The organism is Halocynthiibacter sp., from assembly GCF_049608145.1.
In the GTDB taxonomy this organism is placed as follows: Bacteria; Pseudomonadota; Alphaproteobacteria; order Rhodobacterales; family Rhodobacteraceae; genus Halocynthiibacter.
In genome coordinates this window covers 1-792 of the sequence record NZ_JBMYXF010000109.1, presented here as the reverse complement: position 1 = coordinate 792, position 792 = coordinate 1, and the positions used below count along the sequence as shown (strand labels likewise).

General features: G+C 56.9%; 1 protein-coding gene. It reads left to right on the top strand.

The genetic code is table 11. The features are described 5' to 3' along the window. Positions 1-792 (top strand): hypothetical protein (locus ACPGUT_RS16015; protein WP_423993116.1); only part of this gene is annotated, 792 nt, incomplete at both ends.

The window sequence follows — 792 nt, the reverse complement described above, 5'->3', positions numbered from 1 at the left end:
CAGATGCGTCTTGGCATATTCAGGATCTCTCCGGAAGTGTAACAGACACGGCCGCGCGGGTCATGGCACAAGATGGCGAGTTCACGATTGAACCCCTGTCCGGCATGGCGATCCATATCAATGGAGCGAAAGCTGCGATCACCCCGGGCCGCCCGGTTATACTGTCGGACAAAGACACGCTGAAGGTCGGTGATCTGGAATGCTTGGTGCGTTGCGGCAAAAGCGCGAATGGCGATACGCGTGCTGAAGTGTCTAACCTGACAAATTTTGCCACCGAAGCCAGTGGTGACGGCGAGGCGCTGGTCATTGATGGTGTCTATTCCGAAGCTTCCGAAGTTGAAGATGTAACGCCTGCTGCTGACGTGCGCGATCCGCTGGACGCGTTGAACGAAAATGTTGGGCGGAGTGCGGTCATCGATCCCCTCAGCGCGCTGGACGAAAACATGCGCCGCAACCGCCCCAAAGAAGAAAACCGTCTTGGCGACGATCTGAACTCTGTGACCAGGGAAGAAAAAACTGTGACCACCCATCCCGACAACACCAATTCTGCCATGGCATCTTTGATGCCCCGCAAGGTCAGTACCGATAAATACGGTTTTGAAGACGATGAATTTTCCGCATCCCCCGATGCGGCCTCTGTGCATCTGGAACATCCGGTGGATCACGTGGCGCTGCGTCCCCTGACCCGTGCGCTTGGCTTGCCACTGGGGGATATGTCATCGGAAGAAGCCAGCCGCACCCTTGCCGATATAGGCGGTGCGTTGCGCGCGGCTGTGGGCGGATTGAACAAGA